21 protein-coding genes and 1 pseudogene are annotated in these 19,746 nt (G+C 74.1%); 7 read left to right on the forward strand and 15 right to left on the reverse strand.

The window, feature by feature from the left end:
• Positions 1–7: 7 nt before the first annotated feature.
• Positions 8–757 carry a GAP family protein gene (locus RBL05_RS07690; protein ID WP_308740012.1) on the reverse strand — a complete coding sequence of 250 codons (750 nt, stop codon included), beginning with the start codon at positions 755–757 and terminating at the stop codon, positions 8–10.
• Between the two features lie 102 nt (positions 758–859).
• Between RBL05_RS07690 and RBL05_RS07695 the strand changes: the two genes are divergently transcribed.
• The 3 genes from RBL05_RS07695 (at position 860) to RBL05_RS07705 (ending at position 4,499) form a co-directional block, all read left to right on the forward strand.
• The gene (locus RBL05_RS07695; RefSeq protein ID WP_308740011.1) at positions 860–2,143 is read left to right on the forward strand and encodes a sensor histidine kinase; all 1,284 of its coding nucleotides are present in this window, start codon (positions 860–862) and stop codon (positions 2,141–2,143) included.
• Positions 2,140–2,853 carry a response regulator gene (locus RBL05_RS07700; protein WP_308740010.1) on the forward strand — a complete coding sequence of 238 codons (714 nt, stop codon included), beginning with the start codon at positions 2,140–2,142 and terminating at the stop codon, positions 2,851–2,853. The genes RBL05_RS07695 and RBL05_RS07700 overlap by 4 nt, the downstream gene beginning before the upstream one ends.
• 161 nt (positions 2,854–3,014) lie before the next feature.
• On the forward strand, positions 3,015–4,499 hold the full coding sequence (locus tag RBL05_RS07705) for a DHA2 family efflux MFS transporter permease subunit (RefSeq protein WP_308740009.1): 1,485 nt from the start codon (positions 3,015–3,017) through the stop codon (positions 4,497–4,499).
• Positions 4,500–4,503: 4 nt separating this feature from the next.
• Here RBL05_RS07705 and RBL05_RS07710 read toward each other — a convergent pair whose 3' ends face one another.
• From RBL05_RS07710 to RBL05_RS07745, 8 genes and pseudogenes are all read right to left on the reverse strand, one after another.
• The gene (locus tag RBL05_RS07710) at positions 4,504–5,274 is read right to left on the reverse strand and encodes a substrate-binding domain-containing protein (RefSeq protein ID WP_318604250.1); all 771 of its coding nucleotides are present in this window, start codon (positions 5,272–5,274) and stop codon (positions 4,504–4,506) included.
• Between the two features lie 137 nt (positions 5,275–5,411).
• Positions 5,412–5,543, reverse strand: a pseudogene (locus RBL05_RS07715) (LacI family DNA-binding transcriptional regulator); the annotation flags it as partial.
• 55 nt (positions 5,544–5,598) lie between these two features.
• Positions 5,599–6,660, reverse strand: a complete 1,062-nt coding sequence (locus RBL05_RS07720; RefSeq protein WP_308740007.1) for an ArsA family ATPase — start codon at positions 6,658–6,660, stop codon at positions 5,599–5,601.
• Positions 6,651–6,914: a cory-CC-star protein gene (locus tag RBL05_RS07725; RefSeq protein ID WP_308740006.1), complete on the reverse strand. Its 264-nt coding sequence runs from the start codon at positions 6,912–6,914 to the stop codon at positions 6,651–6,653. The genes RBL05_RS07720 and RBL05_RS07725 overlap by 10 nt, the downstream gene beginning before the upstream one ends.
• Positions 6,911–8,614: a carbon starvation protein A gene (locus RBL05_RS07730; protein WP_308740005.1), complete on the reverse strand. Its 1,704-nt coding sequence runs from the start codon at positions 8,612–8,614 to the stop codon at positions 6,911–6,913. Before RBL05_RS07730 ends, RBL05_RS07725 begins: the two co-directional genes overlap by 4 nt.
• 108 nt (positions 8,615–8,722) lie before the next feature.
• The gene (locus RBL05_RS07735) at positions 8,723–8,863 is read right to left on the reverse strand and encodes a hypothetical protein (RefSeq protein ID WP_259812658.1); all 141 of its coding nucleotides are present in this window, start codon (positions 8,861–8,863) and stop codon (positions 8,723–8,725) included.
• The gene (locus RBL05_RS07740) at positions 8,860–9,669 is read right to left on the reverse strand and encodes a DUF6226 family protein (RefSeq protein WP_308740004.1); all 810 of its coding nucleotides are present in this window, start codon (positions 9,667–9,669) and stop codon (positions 8,860–8,862) included. Before RBL05_RS07740 ends, RBL05_RS07735 begins: the two co-directional genes overlap by 4 nt.
• Before the next feature lie 42 nt (positions 9,670–9,711).
• On the reverse strand, positions 9,712–10,473 hold the full coding sequence (locus RBL05_RS07745) for a DUF5701 family protein (protein WP_308740003.1): 762 nt from the start codon (positions 10,471–10,473) through the stop codon (positions 9,712–9,714).
• Between the two features lie 151 nt (positions 10,474–10,624).
• Here RBL05_RS07745 and RBL05_RS07750 point away from each other — a divergent pair, with 151 nt between their 5' ends.
• Positions 10,625–11,380 carry an SDR family oxidoreductase gene (locus tag RBL05_RS07750; RefSeq protein ID WP_308740002.1) on the forward strand — a complete coding sequence of 252 codons (756 nt, stop codon included), beginning with the start codon at positions 10,625–10,627 and terminating at the stop codon, positions 11,378–11,380.
• Between the two features lie 21 nt (positions 11,381–11,401).
• On the opposite strand, the gene RBL05_RS07755 is transcribed toward RBL05_RS07750, so the two are convergent.
• On the reverse strand, positions 11,402–12,499 hold the full coding sequence (locus RBL05_RS07755) for a 3-deoxy-7-phosphoheptulonate synthase (RefSeq protein WP_308740001.1): 1,098 nt from the start codon (positions 12,497–12,499) through the stop codon (positions 11,402–11,404).
• 332 nt (positions 12,500–12,831) lie between these two features.
• On the opposite strand from RBL05_RS07755, the gene RBL05_RS07760 reads away from it, so the two are divergent.
• Positions 12,832–13,041 carry a CsbD family protein gene (locus tag RBL05_RS07760; protein WP_318604252.1) on the forward strand — a complete coding sequence of 70 codons (210 nt, stop codon included), beginning with the start codon at positions 12,832–12,834 and terminating at the stop codon, positions 13,039–13,041.
• Between the two features lie 121 nt (positions 13,042–13,162).
• Here the strand turns inward: RBL05_RS07760 and RBL05_RS07765 are convergent, their stop codons facing one another.
• The 3 genes from RBL05_RS07765 to RBL05_RS07775 all read right to left on the reverse strand — a co-directional run bounded on the left by RBL05_RS07765 (position 13,163) and on the right by RBL05_RS07775 (position 15,799).
• A complete protein-coding gene (locus tag RBL05_RS07765; protein ID WP_308739999.1) occupies positions 13,163–14,047 on the reverse strand; it encodes a hypothetical protein in 885 nt (294 codons plus the stop codon).
• Positions 14,048–14,102: 55 nt separating this feature from the next.
• Positions 14,103–14,633 carry a Dps family protein gene (locus tag RBL05_RS07770; protein ID WP_308739998.1) on the reverse strand — a complete coding sequence of 177 codons (531 nt, stop codon included), beginning with the start codon at positions 14,631–14,633 and terminating at the stop codon, positions 14,103–14,105.
• Positions 14,634–15,148: 515 nt separating this feature from the next.
• A complete protein-coding gene (locus tag RBL05_RS07775) occupies positions 15,149–15,799 on the reverse strand; it encodes a VOC family protein (protein ID WP_308739997.1) in 651 nt (216 codons plus the stop codon).
• A 301-nt stretch (positions 15,800–16,100) separates the two neighbouring features.
• On the opposite strand from RBL05_RS07775, the gene RBL05_RS07780 reads away from it, so the two are divergent.
• Both RBL05_RS07780 and RBL05_RS07785 read left to right on the forward strand, forming a co-directional pair.
• Positions 16,101–16,550 (forward strand): FAD-dependent oxidoreductase, encoded by a 450-nt coding sequence (locus RBL05_RS07780; protein ID WP_318604255.1) that lies wholly within the window; start codon positions 16,101–16,103, stop codon positions 16,548–16,550.
• Positions 16,547–17,512, forward strand: coding sequence for an FAD-binding oxidoreductase (locus RBL05_RS07785; protein WP_318604257.1), 966 nt, complete (start codon positions 16,547–16,549; stop codon positions 17,510–17,512). Before RBL05_RS07780 ends, RBL05_RS07785 begins: the two co-directional genes overlap by 4 nt.
• A gap of 3 nt (positions 17,513–17,515) precedes the next feature.
• Here the strand turns inward: RBL05_RS07785 and RBL05_RS07790 are convergent, their stop codons facing one another.
• Both RBL05_RS07790 and RBL05_RS07795 read right to left on the reverse strand, forming a co-directional pair.
• The gene (locus RBL05_RS07790; RefSeq protein WP_308739995.1) at positions 17,516–19,189 is read right to left on the reverse strand and encodes an ABC-ATPase domain-containing protein; all 1,674 of its coding nucleotides are present in this window, start codon (positions 19,187–19,189) and stop codon (positions 17,516–17,518) included.
• A 59-nt stretch (positions 19,190–19,248) separates the two neighbouring features.
• On the reverse strand, positions 19,249–19,701 hold the full coding sequence (locus tag RBL05_RS07795) for a hypothetical protein (RefSeq protein ID WP_308739994.1): 453 nt from the start codon (positions 19,699–19,701) through the stop codon (positions 19,249–19,251).
• Positions 19,702–19,746 lie beyond the last annotated feature (45 nt).

Below are 19,746 nucleotides of genomic sequence, written 5' to 3' on the forward strand. Positions count from 1 at the left end.
CGCACGGTCAGGCGATGGCTCCCCCGCTCAGCCAGCCGATCGCCGGACCGGCGGTGTTCAGCAGCAGGATCACGCCGATGATCCCCACCGTCCAGGAGAAGGCGCCGCTCGCACGGCGCACCGCCCCGTCGTGGACCCGCTCGAGGAATCGGTCGCCGCGCTCCCCCAGCAGCACCCGCGCCCCGCACAGCAGGAGGGCCGGCAGGATCATCACCGCGCAGTAGCCGACGAGCACGAGCGCCCCGCGGGGCAGGCCGATGCCCATGTCCGCGATGATCCCGAGCGCGGCGAGATAGGGGATCATCGAGGCCGCCTCGATCAGGCCCGCGCCGAGGGCGAGGGTGATCAGCGCGGAGGGCCGTCCCGAGGCGCGGCGGGCGCGGGCGGTCCAGCGCCGCGCGGACGCCTCCGGGTCCCCGCCGCGCTTGACGACGGCCTTCGGGTCGAGGCGGAAGGACCACCACAGCAGGGCCGCCCCGGCGGCGGCGAGCAGCACCATGGTCTGCGGGGCCGCGAGCAGGTGGCCGAGGCGCTCCATGAGCGGGAGCAGGCCGGCGAGCAGCGCCACGCCGAGCAGCAGGTAGAACACCCCGATCACCGCGAGGTACAGCAGCGTGCGCCCGGCGACGCGGCGGGCCCCGCCCTCCCCCACCACGAGCAGGATGAGGGGGATGACGAGGGTGCCCATCGAGGTCGAGTCGACGAGGGCGAGCACCACGAGCCCGAGCGGGCCGGCGAGGGAGGCGAGCTGGTCCATGGCTCCATCGTGCGCGGCGGTGAGCGCGCCGGTCCTCCTCCCTTGGGACGAGACCCGGCGGAGGCCCGAGGCCGGGCGGGCGCGGCCGCGTAGGCTCGCATCATGCCCGCCGACGTCCGTGCCGACGCGTCCGCCGCCCCCGACACCGCCGCCGTCGGCGCGCCACGGGTCACGGGGCGCGACCTGCTGACCGCGGGGATCTATGCGGCGCTCGTCGTCGGGCTGGCCCTCTCCGGGATCTCGAACTCGGGGTTCCTCGGCGAGGGCCCGCAGTGGTCTCGAGGCGTCTCGGTCGCGCTGCTGCTGGCGGCGTGCGCGAGCCTGTGCTGGCGACGCAGCCGCCCGCTGGTGCCCTTCGTCGTCGCCGGGCCGCTCGCGACCGCGGAGATCATCGGCGGCGGGCAGATCTCCGCCTACTTCCTGCTGTTCGAGGCGCTGTTCGTGCCCGTCATGCACGGCTCGCGGCGCGTGGCGCGCACCTGCACCGCGATCTCGATCGCCGCCGCGGCGGCCGCGATGCTCGCGGCGCTGCTCGGGGGCCTGCCGGGACCAGCGGTGTTCCTGGTGGCGATGATCTCCGGGCTGATGGTGAGCACGCCGCTGCTGTGGGGCTGGGAGGTGCGCCACCACCGGGAGGCGCGCGGTGCCGCCGAGCGGCTGGCGGGCCTCGAGCACGAGCTCGCCGAGAGCCGGGCCGCGCAGGCCGTCGAGGTGGAGCGGCGCTCGATCGCCCACGACCTGCACGACGTCATCGCCGGCCATCTCAGCGCCGTCGCCCTCCACTCCTCCCTCGCCGCCTCGCTCGAGGACCGCGAGGCGAGGGAGGGTTCCCTGGCCGCCTCCCGCGCCTCCGCTCAGGCCGCGCTGCGGGATCTGCGCTCGATGATCGGGGTGCTCGCCGACGAGGGCACCGGCACCCTGCCGAGCGCCACCCTGGACTGGCCTTCCCTCGCCGCACGGCTGCGGGCGCGGGACCCGTCGGCCCGGGTCGAGATCGCGCCCGCGCTCACCGAACCCGCCCGGGTGGGGCCCGCGGTGCAGGCCGCGGCGCTGCGGATCGGGGCGGAGGCGGTGACCAATGCGGTGCGGCACGGCCGGGCGCCGATCCGGCTCACGGCGGGGATCCAGGAGGGCGCAGTGCGGATCGAGCTGGTCAACGGCCGCGACGGTGCGGAGCCGCTGGGGGCAGGGATGGGTCGTGCGGCCCTCGCGCACCGGGCGCTCGCGGTCGGCGGGACGGCGAGCTCGGGCCCGGTCCCGGACGCGGACGGGTCCCCGGGGTGGCGAGTGGAGGCGGTGCTCCCGCTCGACGCATCGGGCGACCCGCCGGCCGAGCCGCCCCTGACCGGCACGACTCTCACCGCCACGGAGACCTCGCCGCGATGACCGATCCGTCCCCCTCCCCTGCGGCGTCCGACCGCCCCTCCTCCGCCCCGATCCGGGTGGTCGTGGCCGAGGACCATCCCGCCGTGCGCTCGGGGCTGGTCGCGCTGCTGCGCTCCGCCCCGGACATCACCGTGGTGGCCGAGGCGGCCGACGGGCCCGCCGCCCTCGAGGCCGCCCGCGCCCACCGCCCCGACGTGGTGCTCACCGACGTGCGGATGCCCGGGGCGACCGGCATCGAGATCACCCCGCGGCTGCGGGAGACCGGGGCGAGCGTGCTGGTGATCTCCGGCTTCGACCTCGACGAGTTCGTGCTCGGCGCGCTCGCGGCGGGGGCCGACGGCTATCTCGTGAAGTCCGAGGACCCGCAGCGGATCCTCGCCGCGGTGCGGGATGTGCACCGCGGCGACGCGGTGCTCTCGGCGGCCGCGACCCGCACCGTGCTCGCGGCGCTGCGGGGCCGGGAGGGCGGCGCGCCCGACGAGGCCCCGCCCGCCTCCCCGGCGCCCACCGCGCCGGAGCCCGCGCTCACCGGGCGGGAGGAGGACGTGCTGGCGCTGGTCGCGCAGGGGCTGACGAACCAGCAGATCGCCCGCGCGCTGTTCGTCGAGATCACGACCGTGAAGTCCCATCTCTCCCATGCGCTGATGAAGCTGGGCCTGGACTCCCGCGTGCAGGCGGCACTGTGGTGGCAGCAGCACCGAGGCTCCTGATCGCCCCTGCCCAGGCGCCTCCCTGTCCCTGATATCACGGTGACGAGAAGCAGGGCCGCATGGGACGATCGGTGCGGGCCCGGACCTCGTCCGCCGCCCCTCCGACGGGTGGCCTTCCGGTCCCGGCCCGCCGGACCGCACTCGACGAAAGCGCGCCAGCCATGCACGCCTCCTCCCCCACCCCGACCGGTGAGCTGCCCGCCGTGGACGCCGGCCCCTCGACCTCCGCCCCCGAGCCCGCCGCGACGACCCGGGTCACGCCGATCATCGCCGTGCTCGTCGTCTCCGCGTTCGTGATGATCCTCAACGAGACGCTGCTCTCGGTCGCGCTGCCGGTGCTGATGGAGGACCTGTCGATCACGGCCGTGACCGCGCAGTGGCTCTCCACCGGCTTCATGCTCACCATGGCCGTGGTCATCCCGACCACCGGCTTCCTCATGACGCGCCTGTCGGTGCGCTCGGTGTTCCTCCTGGCGATGTCGCTGTTCCTCGCCGGGACGGCGCTGGCCGTCCTCGCGCCGAGCTTCCCCGTGCTGCTCGGGGCGCGCGTGATCCAGGCGGCGGGCACCGCGATGGTGCTGCCGCTGCTGATGACCACCGTCCTCGCGCTCGTCCCGCTGCGCTCCCGCGGCCTGGTGATGGGGCTGGTGGGCGTGGTGATCTCGGCGGCGCCCGCGCTCGGGCCGACGATCTCCGGCGCCATCCTCGCCCGCGGCTCCTGGCATCACCTCTTCGTGATGATGCTGCCGATCATCGTGGTCGCACTGGTGATCGGGCTGCTGTTCATCCGCAACTACACCGAGCCGCGCGCGGTGCGCCTGGACGTGCTCTCCGTGGTGCTCTCCGCGATCGGCTTCGGCGGCGTGATCTACGCCCTCGCCTCGATCAGCGCGATCGTCGACGGGCATGCGCGCCTGGTGCCGCTGCTCGCCGCCGCCGCGGGCCTGCTCGCCCTCGCGGTGTTCGCCGCGCGACAGGTGCGGATGCGCGCGCGGGGCCAGGAGCCGCTGCTGGACCTGCGCCCGCTGACCGTGCGCACCTACCTGGTCTCCCTGCTGGTGATCCTGCTGTGCTTCGCGACGATGCTCGGCACCGTCGTGGCGCTGCCGCTGTACATGACCGGGGCGCTCGGCATGTCGACCCTCGCCGTGGGCCTGACGATGCTGCCCGGCGCGGCGGCCTCGGGGCTGCTGGGCCCGCTGGTCGGCGCGCTCTACGACCGGGTCGGCCCGCTGCCGCTGGTGCTGCCCGGTGCGGCGCTGATGGCGCTGGTGAGCTGGGCGTCGATGCTGCTGCTGGACGGCGACGCCACCCAGGGAATGGTCATCGCGCTGAACGTGCCGCTCGGGATCGGCATGTCCATGGTGATGACCCCGCTGATGGCGCTGTCCCTCGGTGCGCTGCCGAAGGAGCTGTACGGCCACGGCTCCGCGATCCTCAACACCCTGCAGCAGCTCGCCGGAGCGCTCGGCACCGCGGTGTTCATCGCGCTGCTGACCCTCGGCGCGGCGGTCGCGGCGGAGTCCGGGGCGGGCGCCGAGCTCGCCCAGGCCTCGGGCGCGACCTGGGCCTTCGTCGCCGGCGGCGTGATGTGCTCGATCGCCGCGCTGCTCGCGACGACGCTGCGCCGGCCGCAGGCCGCCTGACCGCTCAGGCGTCGTCGGCCGTGGTGGTGCCGGGGAAGAAGCGCCAGTCGAAGACGTGCGTGGCCCCCGACCGGTCGATGCGGTCCACTGCCCGGTCCACCAGGATCCCGGCCAGCCGCGAGAAGACGTCCTCGACGCCGTGGACGCTGATCGGGCCGAAGAACTCCGAGCTGGTGGGGATGTCGCCGATCGCGACGAACTCGAGGTCGTCGGGGACCGACAGGCCCGCCCGCTCAGCCGCGAGCTGCAGCGCCACCGCCTGGTAGCCGGTGAAGCAGACGACCGCGCACGGCCGGTCCGAGCCCGCGAGCCAGTCGAGCGCCGCGCGGTAGGTGTCGTGGCTGCCCTCGGGCACGACGTGCACGAGCGCCGCGGCGTCGTCGCCGTGGGCGCGGGCCGCCTCGAGGAAGGCGCGGGTGCGCTGATGGGCGAGGACGCCGCCGGGCCGGTCGATCTGCGGGGCGAGCAGGTGCACCCGCTCGTGCCGGGAGCGCAGCCGCGCGTAGGCGCTGCCGATGGCCGGCAGCGGCGAGGAGGAGACGACGTCGAAGCCCTCGGGCTCCATCTGCGCGCTGAAGGCCACCAGCCCCGTCTGGGTCGAGCGGGCCAGGCGCCGCATCTGCTCGGGCCCCTCGGGGACGAAGTCGATGCTGGTGACGAGGGCGGCGTCGGCGGCGGCGCCGAGGAGGTACTCGTACCAGCGCTCGTCGGCGAGGACCAGGGTGGACAGCTCGTGCGCCAGGGCCCGGTCGCGGACCCGGGTGGCGAGCTGCACGCCCAGGGGTCCTCGAGCGTGCCCAGCGCCAGCACGATCCCGCCGCCGCGGCCGGTGCGCATGGCCTGCGCGTGACGGTTGGGGACGTAGCCGAGCTGCTCCGCGGCGGCGCGCACCTTCGCCTTCGTCTCGGCGGAGCCCGCCGAGCGCAGGCCCCCGCGGCCCGAGAGCACGAAGGACGCGGTCGCGATCGAGACGCCGGCCTCGCGGGCGACGTCCGCGAGGGTCACGGGGCCGCGCGGCGGCCGGCCGCCGTCGTCACTGGTCATGCGGCGGTCCTCCTCGGCACGTCTCCTCGCGCCGTCCGGCGCGGGTCCCGCGAGTCTAGCCGCGACGCGCCCCGTGGCCGCCTGTGGCCGCGGGGTCGAGCAGCTCGGCGAACCGGGCGAGCGCCGCAGGGCCGACGACGTCCTCCTCCCCCAGCGGGACCTCCTGGCACGGCACCTCGGGCAGGGCGGTGCGGAGGGTGGCGAGATGCTCCTCCTCCACCGCGCGGCGGCGGGCGAGGAAGTCGCCGCGGTCCGCGGGCGAGCGCTTGTTCACCACGAGCGCGCCGACGTGGACGCCGCTCCGCGTGAGCTCCTCGTGCAGCTCGATCGTCTCCAGCACCGGCAGCCGCTCGGCGGCCAGCACGATCGCGAAGGAGGTGACGGCCGGGTCGGTGAGGGTCTCCCGCAGCCCCGCGAGCCGGTCACGGCGGCGCAGCAGGATCGCACGGATCTCCTCGTCCCGCTCCTCGAGCGGGTCCCGCGGCGCGGTGGAGCCGAGCACGGAGGCACCGAGGTCGCCCTCCCCTCGTCGGCGGGGCCTGCGCCGTTCCAGTCCGCGCCGTGCCGCGCCCAGCCGGGCGGACTTCTCCCTCCGGGCGAGCAGCCCGTCGGTCCAGGCGGTCATCACCTCCGGCAGCGCCATCAGGCGGGCTGTGTGGCCGCTCGGGGCGGTGTCGAGGACGACCAGATCGAACTCCTCCCGCCCCCGCTCGACCAGCTCCGTCATCCGCTCGAGCACCGCCGCCTCGTGGGTGCCCGGGGAGCGGCGGGAGAGGTCCATGTGCTTGTCGACCTCCCCGTGGAGGGTGCGGGGCATGAGCCGCTTGAGGGTGGTGGCGACGTCGCGCAGGTGCTGGTCGGTGGTCGCGTCGGGGTCGATCTCGATGCCGTGGACCGCTCCGCCGCCCTCCCCGTCGGCCAGCGGCGTGACCCGGTCGCCGATGCGCCGCTCCCACAGATGGCCGAGGTTGTGGGCGGGGTCGGTCGAGACGACGAGGACGCGCCTGCCGGAGCGGGCGGCGTCGAGGGCGACCGCCGAGGCGAGGGTCGTCTTGCCGACCCCGCCCTTCCCGCCGAGGAAGAGCACGCGGCGGGACCGCGCGAGGCTCAGCAGCATCGGTAATCCTCGAGCGGCGAGCGCTCCATCCCCATCCTGCGGTGCCAGTCGTGGAAGCCGTCGTAGAGGACCGGGAGCAGCTCGGCCGTGTAGTAGGAGGCAGGGTTGGGGACGCCGAGCATCTCGCTCATCACGAGCATGCGGAACAGGTCGTCCTCGTCCCGCTGCGCGCGGGCGAAGGTGCGCCGGTAGGGGCCGACGTAGAACTCGTGCAGCCCCTCGGCCAGGGCGCGCAGGCGGGACGAGACCGTCATCGGGCCGAGGAGTCCTCGAACGGCTCCTCGTCGGCGCCCTCGACCTCGGGCGGCTCCGTCCGCGCGCGGGTCAGCGCGATCGCGGACTCGACGATCACCCACACCGCGGCGACGAGGATGATGACGTCGAGGACCAGCAGCAGCCAGCTGCCCTCGGCCGCGTACTGACCCACCTGCACCAGCAGCGCGAACACGCTCACGAAGAGCACGAACAGCAGCGGCAGCAGGACCGGCAGCACCGGGCGGCGCTTGCGGGTGAGCATCACGGCGAGGATCGCGAGGGTCAGCGCGGCGAGGATCTGGTTGGTGGTGCCGAACAGCGGCCAGATCACCATGCCGCCGGTGCCTCCGGAACCGGCACCGAAGGCGAGGGCCAGGCACACCACGAGCACGATCGCGGTCGCGACCAAGGTGCCGAGCCGCAGGCCGAGGATCTGCCCGATCTCCTGGACGACGAAGCGCTGCAGGCGCACGCCGGTGTCCATGGTGGTGGCGGCGAAGAGCACCGCCATGGTGGCGAGGATCGTCGCGGACAGGGAGGTCGGGATGCCGAGGCCCGCGTTCAGGATGGATCCGCCGCCGGCGACGAACGCCTCCACGCCGCCCTCGTTGAAGGCGGAATAGACCGCCTCCCAGTCGGCGAGGGTGCGGAAGCCGGCGGTGGTCGCGATGATCGCGCCGAGCGCCAGCAGGCCCTCGCCCACCGCGCCGAAGTAGCCCACGAACCGTGCATCGGTCTCCTTGTCCAGCTGCTTGGAGGAGGTGCCGGAGGAGACGATGCCGTGGAAGCCGGAGATCGCGCCGCAGGCGACGGTGACGAACAGCAGCGGCATCATGCCCGGGGTCCCCTCGGGCACGGCCTGGTTGATCATCGGGGCGACGATCTCGGGGCGGAAGATCAGCACCGCGCCGTACAACAGGATCAGACCGACGAACAGCTGCAGGCCGTTGATGTAGTCGCGCGGCTGCAGCAGCACCCACACCGGCAGCATCGAGGCGATGCCCGCGTAGACGAACAGCACCAGAATCCAGAACGGCTCTGCCCCGATGCCGAGGAAGCCCTCCGGCAGCGCGAGCGGGAACCGGTCGCCGAGCAGGATCAGGCTGTACAGGGCGACCACGCCCACCACGGACACGATCGGCAGGTTCCACTTCAGGCGGTAGATCGCCTGGCCCACCAGCACCGCGACGACGAGCGCGCCCCCGGTGGGGATCACGGCCGACGGGGTGGAGACCAGCAGCCCCGAGATCACCACGGCGAAGACGGTGTTGACCATGAGCAGCAGCAGGAAGATCACCACGAGGAACAGCCGGCTGCCGCGGCGGCCGATGTACTTCGCGGCGAGGGTGCCGATGGACTGGCCGCGGTTGCGGGTCGAGGCCCACAGCGCGCCGAGGTCGTGCATGCCCGCGAAGAACACGGTGCCGAGGGTGACCCAGAGGAAGGCGGGGCCCCAGCCCCAGATCACGGCGACGGCGGGGCCGACGATCGGCGAGGCGCCGGCAACGGAGGTGAAGTGGTGGCCCCACAGCACGAACTTGTTGGTGGGGACGTAGTCGACCCCGTCCTGCAGCTCGTGGGCAGGGGTCCGGAAGCCGGCGTCGAGCCGGTACACCTTCTTGGAGAGATAGCGCGAGTACAGCAGGTAGCCGGCGATCATCATGCCGACTCCCACGATGGCGAGGACCAGGGAGTTCACGAGGAGCGTCCTTCGGGCGGGGGCGGGGAAGCGCGACCGCCGTGGTGCGGGGGCGGGGCGACCTCGGCCTCGGCTCCTCCGCGTCCTCGTCGAGCGCGTGTGCCCACTCTAGGGCAGGGGCCCGGCCGACGGGTGGAGCTCGAGCTCCGCACCGGGCAGCACGGTGCTGCGGTGCAGACGGCGGAGCCCTGCCGGCGGATTCTCGAGGGCGTCGAGGGGGACGGTGACCTCCGCTCCTCCTGCTCTCATGCGCGGTCCTCCGGCTCGAGCATCGGGTCCATCGGTCGCGGAGTCCAGTTCTCCGCCCAGGGGCCGGCGGTGAGGTGGGCGGACACGGCGGGCTGGTCGGCGCTCCATCCCGACGACGCATGGAAGGAAGTGCGCTCCCGCCGGCCGTGCGGGGAGATCTCGACCTCGTAGGAGCCGTCGACTATCGAGAGGACCGCCTCGTCCAGCTGCTCGAGCAGGTCGCGGGAGCCGGAGTCACAGGCATCGCAGCCGCAGAAGGGCAGGGTCTCGACGGGCAGCGGTGGGTCTCCGAGGGCGACGACGATGCCGGGCAGCAGCGCGTCGGCCGTGGTCAGGTCGTGATGGCCGTCCTCCTCGTCGGGGGCGGTGCGCACGAGGAGCAGGGGCAGCGCCCCGCGCCGGTGGGGGCGCAGCACCGTGGCGCGGTGGAGGGGCGGACCGGACTCGGCCCTCCAGGGCAGGGCCGCACCGTCCGCGATCTCCTCGCGCTCGGCCCAGCCCTTCGCGACGAGCACCTGGGCCCAGGCCTCGGCACGGGTGGCGAGGATCCTGTGCTTGCCGGGGTCGAGGCAGCGGCTGTACTCCTCCTCGCGCACGGGGATGTCCTCGCCGTCGGGCCCGAGGTGCGGATCCGGCCAGGGCGGGGTGTCGGCGCCGGTCACGGCGAAGGCGCGCTCCACGTCGGCGAGCAGGCCGAGCAGCTGCGGTGAGAAGGGCGGGCCGGCGTCGACCTCGCCCTCCCCGGCACTCTCCAGGAGGAAGGCGTGATGCTCCTGCCACCAGGTGGGCGTCTCGTCGTCGGTCATGAGGCGGAGGCTATCCGCGGCACCGGGCGGAGTCCACGTCTTTCAGCCGGCCGTGCGTCCGCCCGCCGAGGCGATGCCGAGCCAGGTGTGGCGGTTGTTCCACCAGCACCAGCCGAGCTTCGGCGCGTCCTTCCGCTCCTTACCGTCGCGGCCGGTGCCGCCCGAGATCCACAGCGCAGGGGTGCGGGAGTCGAGCCGGCCGCTTGCCGTGCGGATCCGGGAGCCGATCGTCATGAAGCAGTGGTTCCGCTCGAGGACCTCCGGGACCTGCAGCACCCAGAGCAGCCCCTCGGTGAGCAGCAGCGGGCTGCGGCCGGCGGCGGTGATCGCCTCGAGCGCCTCGGCCGGGGAGGCGTTCTCGAACTCGTCGCCGCGGTCCGGGGCATGGACGAGGTAGATCGGCGCCTCGGGCAGGTCGGCACCTGTGGGCGCGAAGGCGTCGACGTCGGTCATGTCCTCGACGACGAAGCCCGGCTTCTCGCCGCGCCGGATGAGCGGGGCGAGGGACGAGGGCGGGGCGAGGGCGGGGTCGATCGCGAGGAGGGCGTCGGTGCGGTCGGCGCCGGCGCGGGCCGCGGCGTCGGTCAGGGCCTCGGCGGGCAGGCCGGCGAGGGTGTGGAGGTCCAGGTCGATCAGGCGCTCGGCCTGGGCAGCGAGGGTGGGCAGGGCGGTGCGTGCGGTGATGGGGGCTCCTCGGAGGACGCGGCGGGCGGGATGAGGCGAGGAGGGGTCAACGCGGGCGTTGACGGGATTATTCCCCGCCGCGATGCTGCCGGGCAGTGGTCGGCGGGAGGCGGTGCGCACTTCTGCGCTCCCTGCGTGACCTCAGCGCCTCTGGTGGTCTGAGGTCACGCACAGGACGCCGAAGTGTGCGCGCGGGGGTTCGGTCCCCTCGACGGGCGGGGCCGGGTAGGGAAGAGTGGGCGGCAGCGCCGGGAGCGAGGAGAGGGTCAGGATGAGGATCGCGATCGCCGGCGGCACCGGCATGGTCGGACGACGCATCACCGAGGCCGCCCGCGAGCGCGGCCATGACACTGCGGTGCTGAGCCGCCGCGAGGGCGTCGACGTGCTCACCGGGCAGGGGTTGGACGCCGCGTTCGAGGGGGCCGACGTGGTCATCGACGCCCTGAACATCACCACCCAGAACGCCCGGAAGGCGACCGAGTTCTTCACCACCACCAGCAGGAACCTGCTCAAGGCGGAGCAGCGCGCCGGCGTCGGCCATCACGTGCTGCTCTCGATCGTCGGGCTGGAGGCGGCCGACGCCGCCTACTACGCGGGCAAGCTCGCCCAGGAGCGTCTGGTCGAGGCCTCCGCGCTGCCGCACACCATCGCCCGCGCCGCCCAGTTCCACGAGTTCGCCGGCCAGATCATCGCGCAGACCACCCTCGGCCCGCTGACCCTCGCCCCGCGGATGCTCTCACGGCCCGTCGCCGCCCGCGAGGTCGGGCACCACCTGGTGGATCTCGCGGAGGACGGCCCCTCCCGGCGTGCCCCGGACCTGATCGGTCCCGAGGAGGAGACCCTCACCGGCATGATCCGCCGCCAGTACGCGCACGACGGGATCTCCCGGCACGTGCTCGAGCTGCGCCTGCCCGGCACCTACTGGCGGGGACTGGCCTCCGGGGCGCTGCGCGGCGACCCCGCAACGGCCCGGATCGGCGCGACGACCTTCGAGCAGTGGCTGGATTCGGAGGACCACCGCGGCTGAGGGGCCGGGAGCCCGAGCCGCTCAGCCCCGCCGGCGGCGTGCCCCGGCGGCGAGCTCGCGCAGCGCCTCCTCGGTCGCGTCCCAGCCCATGCAGGCGTCGGTCACCGAGCGGCCGCGGACGAGCCCGATGGGGCCGGCCTCGGGGTCGAGCTTCTGCGCGCCGCCGAGCAGGTTGCTCTCGAGCATGATCCCGGCGATCGCGGCGCCGTCGGTCGCGACCTGCTCGGCCAGCAGCCCCGCGACCTCCCGCTGGCGCACGTGGTCCTTGCCGCTGTTGGCGTGGGAGGCGTCGATGATCAGGCGCTGCGGCAGTCCGGCCGCCTCCAGCCGCCTCGCGGCCTCTGCGACCTGGGCGGGGGCGAAGTTCGGTCCGTCGGCCCCGCCGCGCAGGATGAGGGAGAGGTCGGGGTTGCCGCTGGTGGCCACCAGCGCGGCCCTTCCGTCGGCGTCGATGCCGAGGAAGGACTGCGGGGCGGAGGCCGCGCCGAGCGCGTCGAGCGCGACCTGGATCCCGCCGTCGGTGCCGTTCTTGAACCCGATCGGCATCGACAGTCCCGAGGCGAGCTGGCGGTGGATCTGCGACTCGGTGGTGCGCGCCCCGATCGCGCCCCAGCTGACGAGGTCGGCGATGTACTGGAGGCTGATCGGCTCGAGGAACTCGGTCGCGGCAGGCAGGCCGAGCGCGGTGACGTCGCGGAGGAAGGAGCGGGCGGTGCGGAGCCCCGCGGCGATGTCGTGGGAGCCGTCCAGGTGCGGGTCGTTGATCAGGCCCTTCCAGCCGACGGTGGTGCGCGGCTTCTCGAAGTAGGTGCGCATCACCAGCAGCAGGTCGTCCTGCATCTCGGCGCGCAGGTCCGCGAGGCGTCGCGCGTAGTCGAGCCCCGCCTCCGGGTCGTGGATCGAGCAGGGACCGACGACGACCAGCAGGCGGTCGTCGACGCCGGTGAGCACCTCGCGGATCTGCTCCCGGTGCGCGGCGACCTGGGCGGCGGAGACGCCGGTCAGCGGCATCTCGGCGCGGAGCTCGGCGGGGGTGGGCAGCGCGGTGAAGCCCGCGACGTGGCGGTCGGGGGCGACATCGGTGTCGGCCTGGACGGGGGTGGTGGCGAGAAGGGTCATGGGTCCTGTCCTCCGGGTGGGGGCGGACCCGCTGCTGCAGAGCCCGCCGGGAATGGCGAAGGGCAGAGCGGATGCTCTGCCCTTGTCGGCTCTGGAGAGGAGTTGGCGCTATACGGCGGCCGGCCCCTCCGGAGCCGACTTCGCATAGAACTGCCAACGCTTCTGCATGGGAGGGACCCTACACGTCTCCGGCGCCCGCGCCATCCCGGGAGTCGAGGCGGAGAAGTGAGGCCGAGCCGATCGACCGGAGGGTCGGACGGAGTGCAGGGTCGGCGCGTAGGCTCGAGGCATCGCACGGGAGCCGTGCGTCCACTCGACCGAGGAGGTCCGCGATGAGCACCGACGAGAAGTTCGAGAACAGCAAGGACAAGCTGGGCGGCCAGGCCAAGGAGGGCCTCGGCAAGCTGACCGGCGACAAGGAGACCCAGGCCGAGGGCCAGGCCCAGCAGGGCAAGGCCGACGCGAAGGACAAGCTCCAGGACGCCCGCGACACCGTCAAGGGCGCGCTGGACGGCCTGGGCGGCCAGGACAAGAAGGACTGATCGCCGCCGGGCCGAGGCCCGTCTCCGTCGACGAGGGCGGCTCCACCGGGTGGGGCCGCCCTCGTCGCGCGCTCCGGCGTCACCGCCGCGAGGGCCACGAGGCGCACGGCCACGGCGACGCTCAGCCGAGGTCCTCGAGCATCTCCAGCGCGCCGTACGCCTCGACCAGCACCTCGACGGTGCCGAGATACCGGACCGCCTGCCCGTCCGGGAGCGGCTCCCGCTGCAGCAGCCCGTAGGCGGCGAGCGTGCCGAGGTCACGCTCCGCCTGCCAGTACCGGTTGATCTCGTCCATGTCCGGGTCGCCGGCGGGATCGGCCGGCACCAGGCCCTGATCGAGGGCGATGCGGATCGTCGCCGGGAGCAGCAGCCCGCCGGGCGCGACCGTGTGCAGCAGGGCGGTGAAGGTGTCCGAGCCGCCGAACAGCCCACCCTCCTCACCGCCCTGTCGAAGGCTCTCGAGGACCAGCAGCACGATCACGGCGCGGGCGAAGCGGACGAAGGCCGCCGGGTCCTCGGACCGCGCCGCCGCGGGCACCATCCCCTCTCCCGGCACGACCTCGCCGCCGCTCACGCTCAGCCACCTCCCGGCGATCAGGGAGTTCCAGGGGCCGACGATCGCCCCGATCTCGCGCATCGTCGTGGGCTCCTCGCCGTCGAGGCCAAGCTCCTCGACCAGAGCGCGGACGTCGGCCGGATCGAGCTCGCCCTCGGAGGTGAGCGGGAGCCCTTCGCCCACGTGCTCGAGCAGGGCCACTGCGCCGCGCACCAGGGGGACCCGGGCGAGCGCCTCCGCGGCGCCGACCGGATCGTCCTCGACGTCGACCGTTGGCTCGAGCTCCGCGCGGCCGAGGCCGTCCTGCGGCAGGAACCAGGGCCATCCGGTGAGCGCGGCGGCGTCGGCGGACGCGGCATCCGCGGCCTCTGGCGCCGGGGCGGCGGAGAAGACGACCGACAGGTCGTCGGGAACGGGGTGGTCGTCTCGCGAGCTGTGCGTCTCCGTCATGACGTCCATGATGACGGCGCGCCGTGCCGGAGGCGATCGCCGGGAACGCGAGGGGTCAGCGCTCCTTCGGGGTGCGGGTCTCCGCGCTGATGAACCAGGCCTGCTGCTCGAGCTTCTCGATGATCCCGTGCAGGATGTCCGCGGAGGTGGGATCCGCCTCGTCCACCTCGTCGTGGACCGAGCGCATCGTGCCCACGGCCCCCTCGATGGACGCGGTCACGAGGTCGATCGCATCGTGCGTGAGCACCTCGCCCTGGGGGAACTCGGGCAGCGTGGTCTGCTCGGCGACCACCGCCGGGCGGGCATCGGGCGCGGCGTGGGGGGCGCGCATGCGCTCGGCGACGTCGTCGGCGCTCGCCCGCGCGATGGCGACCACCTCGTCGAGGTTCAGATGCAGGTCGCGGAAGTTCGGGCCCACGATGTTCCAGTGCGCCTGCTTGCCCACCAGGTGCAGGGCCGTGAGGTCCACCAGGACGGCCTGGAGGTTCTTGGAGAGTGCGGCGGGGGCGAGGAAGCCCTGCTCGGCGTTCTCGCGTCCGGTGCGCGTGGGTCCTGCCGGATCGGGCACGGTGACGGTGTCGTTCATGGGAGGTCCTCCTTGTCGATGACCTGCGCGATCCGCGAGGGCCGCGGACCGCGATCACTGCTCGGCACGCTAGTCAGCGGCCCCGGGCGCGGCAAGATTCCGGGCCGAGCGGTCGAGGCGGCGCCCGCCGGCGGGCGCCGAAGGAGGGCCGAGATCCGGCACGGCAGGAATGACGGCGCGTCCCGATCGGGCGGGGCAGTGCCGTGCGGGCCCGGCCCAGTGCTTCCGAGTCGCGCGCCCGTGATTCCGGTGCCGCGCGCGCCTCGGCTCTTGTCCGCGGCTGCGAGCCCGGCGCCTCGCACCCTGGGCTACGAGCCCCGTTCCTCGCGCCCCGTTCCTCGCGCCCTGGCCCTCGAGCCCGGTTCCTCGCGCCCTGGTCCTCGAGCCATGGTCGAGTAGTGGCGTGTGGCGTACCAGTACGCCTATATAGGCATAGCGGTACGCCATACGCCATCACCTGACCACATGCGGCACGCACCCGCGGCGGGACGATGCCGGGGCGGCCGTGGACCGTCTCAGATCTCGATCTCGCGCCCGTCCTCGGTGCGCAGCTGCAGCACGAAGCGGGAGCCGGGGCCCTCGTGGACCGGGGCGACGCCGTCGCCGAGGTCGAGCGCGGCCAGCGCCTTCTGCAGCGGCTCGGGCCTCACCTCGATGCGCTCGAAGGAGACCAGCTCGATCGTGGGCAGGTCGGTGAGGCCGGGCTGCTCGGTGGCGCCCCAGTCGATGAGGAAGGGCACGCCGTAGTTGCGCGGGGCGCGGGCCTGCGTGAGCCGCCACTGCAGCAGCTCGCCGCCCGCCGTGGTGCGGGAGAGGTCCTCGACGGGGCCGGGATCGACGCCGGCGGCACGGGAGCGCTCGGCGACCTGGTCGATGTCCTCGGGGTGCACGGCGTAGGTGATCAGGGTGGGGCGCTTCAGCCGGTTGATGCTGAAGGTCTTCGGCAGCTCCTCCCCCTCGCGCTGCGGGTCGGGGCCGATCAGCTCGAGGTAGTGCGGGCGTCGCTCGCCGCCGACGGTGAGGGCGACCAGGGCGTTCGCGGTGCCGGTGGGGTGGCTGCCGCCGGGAGCGGGCGTGACGCCGGTGAGCTCGCGGAACCACTCGACGGTCTCGGCGAGGTCGGGGCCGGCGATGACGATGTGGTCGAGCAGGTGGGGGACGGACATGGTGCTCCTTCGTCCGGGGTGGGGCGGGTGTGCCCAGCCTGCCACCTCGTGCGGACGGGAGGAGCATCGGCCGCGTCAGCGCGGTCATAGGCGTCGACGTGCCCGGGCACCACGAGCGGGAGGCCCGTTGCCCTCCTCCTCGCCGCGCAGTACCGTCGAGATCAGCTCCACCCGCCTGCCGACGGGCGGCCCGCCCGCTGGTCAGGCACAGTCCGCGGAGGGTGCCCCGGCGGTGCGTCCCGGCACCCTTCCTTGGTCGTGGGCGGCCTGTTCGCCCACCATTCCAGGAGGTCGCCAGGCCATGACATGGAAGACGGGCGAGGATCCGATCCCGGAATCGCGCGCGGCCCTGGACCGGCTGCGCGACCGGGTCGCGGGCGAGGTCGTGGTGCCCGGCCATCCGGACTACGACGCGGCGCGGGCGGTGTGGAACGGGCGCGAGGACCGCTTCCCCTACCTGGTGGTGCGCGCCGCGACGATCGACGACGCCCTGCCCGTGCTGGAGGCGGTGCGGGAGACGGGCCTGCCGCTCGCAGTGCGCGGCGGCGGGCACTCCGTCGCAGGGCTCGGCACCGTCGACGACGGGATCGTGCTGGATCTCGGCGCGCTGCGCGAGGTCACCGTGGACCCCGCGGCCCACCTGGTCACGGCCGCGCCCGGGGCGCGGGTCGGCGATGTCGACGCCGCGACCGCACCGCACCGGCTCGCCGTGCCGCTGGGCACCGTCCCCTCCCCGGCATCGCCGGGATGACGCTCGGCGGCGGGGTGGGCTGGCTGTCGCGGAAGGCCGGGCTCAGCCTGGACCGGCTCGAGGCCGCCGACGTGCTCCTCGCCGACGGCCGACGGGTGCGCGCGAGCGAGGAGGAGCACCGGGACCTGTTCTGGGCCCTGCGCGGCGGGGGCGGGAACTTCGGCGTGGTCACCGCGTTCACCTACCGGGCCGTGCCGATGCCGGAGACGGTGCTCGGAGCGAGCCTGCACTACCGACGGGCGCAGTGGCGGCGCGCACTCGGCGCCTTCGAGCGCTGGAGCCGCGACCTGCCCGACGAGCTCGCCGCGGTGGTCTCGATCGCCTCGCCTCCTCCCGAGGACGGGCTCGGGGACGCTCCGCAGCTGGCGATCCACAGCGTCTGGATCGACGAGGACCACGCCCGCGGCGAGGCGCTGATCGGCGCGCTGCGCCGCGCGCTGCCTCCGGACCGCGAGCTCAGCGGCCCGGTCAGCTGGGAGGCCTGGCAGGGGGCGCGCAGCGAGGCGGTGCCGACGGGGGCGCGCGGGCTCTGGCGCAACGCGAGCTTCCGCAGCCTGGACGAGGAGGTGCTCGACGCTCTCGCCGCCGTCGCCGAGGCGCTGCCCGGGCCGGGCGCGAGCCTGGACCTGCACCTGCTCGGCGGGGCGTTCGCCCGCGTTCCGGAGGGGGCGACCGCCTTCCCTCACCGCGGCGGACGACTCATGGTCTCGATCCATCTCGCCTGGCAGGACCCCGGGGAGGACGCCCGCTTCCGCGCCTTCGCCGAGCGGGCCGCGGCCGAGCTCGCCCGGCTGCGGGAGCGCGGCGAGTACGTCAACTTCCGCTCCATCGAGCGGACCCGGCCCGTGCCCGAGGTGACCCGCGAGGCGTACGGGGCGGAGACCTACCGGCGCCTGCAGCGCATCAAGCAGATCTACGACCCGGGGAACATGTTCCGCCGCACCCTCAACGTGGCGCCGTAGCGGTCAAGCCAGCCGCAGCTGCCGCCACCGGTTCACCGCGGCGTGGATCTCGAGCGCGCGCGGCCGGGCGAGATGGCCGGGATGGCCGCGGTGGGGCGAGAGGGTCTCGAGGCCGCCGTTCTCGATCCGGTCGACGAGCACCTGGACCGCGTCCTCGAGCGGGAGCGGACCGTCCTCGGCGAGCAGGTCCGCGAGGCGGTCCAGGGCGTGGGCGACGGCCTGGGTCTGCGCGGGATCGAGCAGCTGGGAGACCGCGGAGAGGTCGAGGTGCTCGCGGCCGAGCCGGATCGTGTCGCGGCCGCGGGCGGAGGCGGGCTTGCGGGCGTCCGCGGGGCGGAGGGAGACCGGGTCCGGGATCCGGGGCCGCGGCGCGGTGAACACGGGGCCGGTCGCGCGCGGTGATTCGTCCGCGAGCGCGCGGGCCTCGGCGGTGACGTCGCGGGGGACGTAGGAGTCCATCGCGATCACGTGGTCGGCGACGTCGAAGAAGGCTCCGGAGCCACCCGCGACCAGAACGGTGGAGACCCCGCGCTCGGTGAGCAGGGGACGGACGCGGTCCACGAACGGGGTGATCGGTTCGCGGTCGGCGGGGATCAGCGCGCGCATCCGCGCGTCGCGGAGCATGAAGTTCGTGGCGGAGGTGTCCTCGTCGATCAGCAGCGCCGACGCGCCGGCGTCGGCCGCCTCGACGAGGGACGCGGCCTGCGAGGTGGAGCCCGAGGCGTTCGCGGTGGTGAAGGAGCGGGTGTCGGTCCCCGAGGGCAGACCGCTGATGAACGGGGAGATGTCGACGCCGGTCACGGCGCGTCCGTCCTCGGCGCGGATCGCCGCGGCATCGGCCCGGGTGATCACCCACTCGCGGCCGTCGCCCGCCACGTGCGGGTGGATGCCGCGTTCGAGGGCGCGCAGCAGCGTGGACTTGCCGTGGAAGCCGCCGCCGACGATCACGGTGACCCCCTCGGGGATACCCATGCCGCTCACCCGTCGGCCGCTGGGCAGGTCGATCTCGACGCGCAGCGAGGCCGGGCTCTCGAAGGGGATCGCGCCCTCGGTGAGCGGCAGGTCGGAGTCTCCGGAGCGGCGGGGCAGGATCGCGCCGTCGCCGACGAGGGCCACGAGACCGCGGCCGGCGAGCCGGTCGCGCAGCGCCTCCTGGTCGCGGTGGAGGGCGACATGGGCGCGCAGCGCCTCCGCGTCGTGGCGGGCGTGGAACAGGACGGCCTCGGCGATCCGGGGCAGGTCCTCGGTGAGCAGGCGCGCGGCGCGTCGGCCCTGGATGCGGCGGCCGGAGGCGGGCAGCTCGGCGGCAAGGCGCGCTTCGATCGAACCGTCGGCGACGGCGATGGTGGTGCGCTCGAGCACCTCCTGCCCCGGGGTGCCGACGTCGACCCGCTCCCCGGTGCGGGCGACGGTCTCGGCGAGCGCCCGCGCCAGGAAGTCGGTGGTCGCGACGCGCCCGTGCCGGTCGGCGAGCAGGTCCTCCGGGAAGCCCGCCGCGGCCCGGTCCACGACCAGGCGCATCAGCGAGGGCGGCGCGAAGGGGTCGGCCTGCACGTGGTCGATCACGAGCCGGCACGATCCCAGGTCGTAGCTGCCGCGCAGCTGCTTGTAGGAGCCGTAGCCACGGCCGTCGATCGAGGAGAGGAGCTGGGTGAGGCGGGCGGAGTCGGAGGTCATCGTCCGCCATGCTAGGGGTGGACGAGTGAGCGGACGAGACCGCGACGATCCGCCGGCGGTCACTTCCTGCCGGCGGAAGCGTCCTCGCCGAGCTCGGCGACATACGCGGCGAAGATGTCCTGCCGCAGCGAGTCGATCTGCTTCTTGAGCGTCTTGCGCTGTGACGCGGTGGAGCCCGGGGCGGCCAGGAGCTGCGCGGCACGGGTGGCGGCGTCGAGCTTGGCGGACCACGCGGCCGCCTGAGCGGCCTCCCGTTCGTCATCGGCCGACTCGCTCAGCAGCGCGACCTGCTCGCGCAGGGCCTCCAGCGTCGCGAGCATCGCCTCCGGCGTGGCCTTGTCGTTGCGCCGGAGCTTCGCGAGCTGCTCCTTCACGAAATCCGAGATCTCCGGGTTGTCCCTCATGGTCTGCACGACCCGGATCACGATAGGTGTGGCCGCGCTGAGGAAGGCGAGCGCCTTCTTCAGCCCGCTGCTCCTCGTGTCCACCTGTGCGAACTTCTTCGCCGCCATCGCTGCTCCCCTCGTCGAGTACTGCGTCACGATACGGCGTGCGGC

This window comes from Brachybacterium sp. GU-2 (assembly GCF_030866705.2).
GTDB lineage: Bacteria > Actinomycetota > Actinomycetes > Actinomycetales > Dermabacteraceae > Brachybacterium > Brachybacterium conglomeratum.